Source organism: Chitinophaga sp. (assembly GCF_035538455.1).
Taxonomy (GTDB): domain Bacteria; phylum Bacteroidota; class Bacteroidia; order Chitinophagales; family Chitinophagaceae; genus Chitinophaga.
Genome location: NZ_DATLKJ010000243.1, coordinates 1 through 4,373 on the forward strand (window position 1 = coordinate 1; position 4,373 = coordinate 4,373).

General features: G+C 47.7%; 4 protein-coding genes. All 4 read left to right on the forward strand.

Going from position 1 to position 4,373, the window contains the following annotated elements; all coding sequences use genetic code 11:
- Positions 1-336 precede the first annotated feature (336 nt).
- The 4 genes from hemH to VM802_RS28330 all read left to right on the forward strand — a co-directional run bounded on the left by hemH (position 337) and on the right by VM802_RS28330 (position 4,298).
- Complete coding sequence (hemH, locus tag VM802_RS28315) at positions 337-1,371, forward strand: ferrochelatase (protein WP_325537132.1); 1,035 nt, start codon at positions 337-339, stop codon at positions 1,369-1,371.
- A gap of 18 nt (positions 1,372-1,389) precedes the next feature.
- A complete protein-coding gene (hemG, locus tag VM802_RS28320) occupies positions 1,390-2,736 on the forward strand; it encodes a protoporphyrinogen oxidase (RefSeq protein ID WP_325537134.1) in 1,347 nt (448 codons plus the stop codon).
- A 61-nt stretch (positions 2,737-2,797) separates the two neighbouring features.
- Positions 2,798-3,937, forward strand: coding sequence for a Re/Si-specific NAD(P)(+) transhydrogenase subunit alpha (locus VM802_RS28325; protein ID WP_325537136.1), 1,140 nt, complete (start codon positions 2,798-2,800; stop codon positions 3,935-3,937).
- Between the two features lie 49 nt (positions 3,938-3,986).
- Positions 3,987-4,298, forward strand: a complete 312-nt coding sequence (locus VM802_RS28330) for an NAD(P) transhydrogenase subunit alpha part 2 (protein WP_325537138.1) — start codon at positions 3,987-3,989, stop codon at positions 4,296-4,298.
- The last annotated feature ends 75 nt before the right edge of the window (positions 4,299-4,373 follow it).

The following is a 4,373-nucleotide window of genomic DNA, read 5'->3' on the forward strand; positions in this document are numbered from 1 at the left end:
ATACGCTACAAACAAAAGGCTTTAGGCTGTCATTAGTGTGTCATTTCTCCTACTGGTAACCAGCACACCAAAAAAATGATTTTTGTCAGGTTTTGCCAGCGTCTTCTGTAAGCCGGAAGAATAACACGAATATATGAAATCCCACCGCTGAATCATTACAAACACATGACATTAGCCACAGCAGCAAGGGATTACGGGCATTGGTAAAAAGTACTTTGTTTTGATTAGTTAATTATTTTTGCAACGACTTAATTAAAGTATAGCATACTTTTAAGTAACAGGAAACTTTTTAACGCATGAAAGTTTACATACGCATGCGGCAACTTACTATAGCACATGGTCTCTAAATCTGACGTAGGAATAATATTGATGAACCTGGGTTCGCCGGATACCACTTCGGTTCCTGATGTGAAGCGTTACCTGAATGAATTTCTGATGGATAAGCGTGTGATTGATTATCCGTGGCTATTTCGTAAAATACTGATAGAAGGGATCATTGTGCCCAAAAGGGCAGAGAAATCAGCGGAGGCTTATGCATCCATCTGGTGGGATGAAGGATCTCCACTAATAGCCATCACCAGGCAGTTGCAGCGGGCCATTCAGCACGACATGGAGATGCCTGTTGAAATAGCGATGCGTTACGGCAACCCGCATCCGGAAGTTGCCTTCAATAATCTACTCAAACAAAATCCGAAGCTGAAGGAGGTCATTTTGCTGCCGCTGTATCCGCATTATGCAATGTCGTCTTACGAAACCGCTGCGGAATATGCGAAGGAGATCTATAAAAAGAAGAAGTACTCTTTCAAACTATCTGTTATTCCGCCGTTTTATGATGAGCCGGATTATATCCAGGCACTGGCTGAAAGCATACGTCCTTATCTGCAACAAGACTTCGATTATTTCCTGTTCAGCTACCATGGCCTGCCTGAGCGACACATCCGTAAAGGAGATGTTACCGGTAGTCATTGTATGAAAGTGAATGACTGTTGTCATGTGAAGTCAAAAACGCATGATTTCTGTTACAGACACCAGGTTACCATTACTTCGGAACTGGTGGCCGCGGCGCTGGGACTGCCGAAAGATAAGTGGGGTATCAGTTTTCAGTCGAGGCTCGGCAGGGAGGAATGGATGAAGCCTTATACGGCCAACACACTGGAAAGTCTGCCCAAAGAGGGGAAGAAAAAATTACTGATCGCCTGTCCGGCATTTGTTTCTGATTGCCTGGAAACGCTGGAGGAGATTGCTGTTGAAGGTAAACATACCTTCCTCAATAGTGGCGGCGATAGCTATACGATGATACCATGTCTTAATGTACACCCGCTGTGGGTAAAGGCGGTAGTGAAGTATTGCATGCAGGTGATGCAACAATAATCTTACAAATCTATTCTTATGTCCCAACAACCCGTAGTGATCATCGGAGCCGGAATAACCGGCCTCAGTACAGCCTATGCATTACAACAACAACAGATCCCTTATGTGCTCCTGGAGTCTGCAACTCATAGTGGTGGCGCACTTGCGTCGATGCATATCAATGGTTTTGAGTTGGATGCCGGCGCCAACACCATTGCGGCTTCCCCGGAAACGCAGGCCTATCTGAGTTCACTGGGACTTGATAATGAAATTCTACACGCTGCGGCAGCCAGCAAAAAGCGTTTCCTGGTAAGGAACAACCAGCTGCATGCGGTATCTCCCAATCCGGTAAAGATACTCGGTTCTGCCTATCTGAGTGGCGGCAGCAAATGGAAACTCTTCACGGAGCGTTTCCGTAAATCTGTGCCTGTAAAGGAAGAAGAGACCGTGACGGATTTTGTAACAAGAAGATTTAATAAAGAGATTGCAGAATATGTGTTTGACCCGGTGCTGTCTGGTATTTATGCCGGTAACCCCGATCTGATGAGCATTGCAGAGGTAATGCCCGCATTGCCGCGCTGGGAAAAGGAATTCGGCAGCGTCACCAAGGGGCTGATGAAAGATCGTACAGCCATGGCCGGTAGAAAGATCATTAGTCTGAAGGGCGGTACGCAGCAGCTGACAAACAGGCTGGAATCTTTACTGGAAAGCAAGGTGCACTATGGTTGTGTGGTGAAGAATATTACATCTGCTTCCGGCGGCTACCAGGTGGAGTACATGGAAAATGGTGTTTCTGCTGTATTACAGGCTGATCGTGTGGTGATTACCACACCTGCCTATCAGACAGCACAGATGATAAATCTATTGGACGGCAATATCGCAGGCTTACTGCAACGCATCACCTATCCCAGGATGGGTGTGCTTCACCTGGGCTTTGATGCAGGCGCATTGCAGCAGCCACTGGAAGGATTTGGCTTCCTGGTGCCCAATGCAGAACGGATGCATTTCCTGGGCGCCATTTGCAACTCTGCCATCTTCCGGGGGAAAGCTCCTGAAGGAAAGATGTTGCTTACTGTTTTTGTGGGCGGTGCAAGGCAGGAACATTATTTTGATGAGATGGGACAGGAAGCGTTACAACAGCAGGTGATCAGGGAAATACAGTCCCTGTTACAGTTGTCTGCGGCTCCGGTGATGCAGCACTTCAGCTATGTTGAGAAAGCTATACCACAACTCAATATTGGGCATGCGGCCCTGAGAAGATCGGTTGCGGCATTCAATGAAAAATATCCCGGCCTGCATATTCATGGTAACTATCTGCTGGGAGTGGCCATACCTGCCATTATCAAGCATGCGGGGGAATTTGCAGCTTCCCTGAAGAAAAATTAATAAGGGAAATGTACTTATTGTTGCCGTTTTTTCTTTAAATTCCGATATAAATTTCCACCAGATGATTGCAGGAATTCTGAAAGAAAGAAACGGCGAAACCAGGGTATCCCTGGTGCCAGAAACAGTAAAGCAACTGCAGCAGATGTCGGTAACCGTGTGGGTGGAGCAGGGGGCCGGCGCCGACGCTTTTTATAACGATGACGCCTATATGCAGGCAGGCGCATTGATCAAAACCTCTTCTGAGATTCTTTCTCAGGCAGACATTATCTTCACCATGCATCCGCCATCCCGCGCGGAGGTAGACCAGATACCTGCCGGCAAAATCTTTATCGGTATATTACAGCCGCTCTACCGCCCGGAAGAGGTATCTTATTGGGCTTCCAGAAATATTACCACTTTCAGCCTCGACAGCATTCCGCGTACCACACGTGCGCAGGTAATGGACGTGCTTAGCTCCCAGGCCAATATAGCCGGGTATAAAGCGGTGCTGCTGGCTGCGTATACTTATTCCCGTTATTTTCCTATGTTCATGACCGCCGCGGGCAGTATTGCCCCTGCAAAGGTCCTGATACTCGGAGCCGGTGTAGCAGGCCTGCAGGCCATTGCCACCGCCCGCAGGCTCGGCGCTGTTGTAGAAGTGTTTGACACCAGACAGGCTGTAAAAGAGGAAGTCATGAGCCTTGGCGCCAGATTCGTGGAAGTAGAAGGTGCTGCCGATGCTTCCGCTGCCGGAGGATATGCTGTTGAGCAAAGTGAAGATTATAAAGCCAAACAACAGCAACGTATATCCGAAAGCATTGCCAAAGCGGATATCGTGATCACCACCGCGCAGATTCCCGGAAAGCCGGCACCTGTGCTGGTAACACAACCTATGCTGGATCAGATGCGCGACGGATCTGTAATTGTTGACCTAGCCGCTTCCACCGGAGGTAATACCGCCGCTACGAAGAACAATGAAACGGTGCGTTACCGCGGCGTTACCATCATCGGCAATTCTAATCTCCCCGCCACCATGCCGGGAGACGCCAGTAAGCTTTATGCGAAGAACGTTTTTAACTTTCTTAAACTTATATTGACAAAAGAAGGGAGCCTGCACCTCGATTTTGCAGATGATATTGTAAGCGGCGCCTGTATCACCCATAACGGAGAGATAGTGAACAAGCGGATCGGAGCCGGTATCAGGGAGCTGGCCAAAAGCTGAGCTACCGCAGCATTACCAGATTTTTACGACGATTAATATATCTACCGACATGGAACAAATTCAATCTTTTTTGCTGCAACATATAGAGCTGATCTACATCGTGATCCTCTCCATATTCCTCGGCGTCGAAGTGATCTCCCGTGTTCCTTCCGTACTGCATACACCGCTCATGAGCGGTGCCAATGCCATACACGGCGTGGTGATCATAGGAGCTATCATTGTGATGGGAAAAGCTGAGCAGGACAACTACACTGCCCTTATCCTGGGGTTTCTGGCTGTAACCCTCGGAACGCTCAACGTGGTAGGCGGTTTCGTGGTAACAGACCGTATGCTGGAGATGTTTAAAGGGAAGAAAAAATAAAATTTTGGGATTTTGGGATTTTGAGATTGGGGAATTTATAAATGCAGCGAAGATTAAGTTTTGTTTAAACAGCGT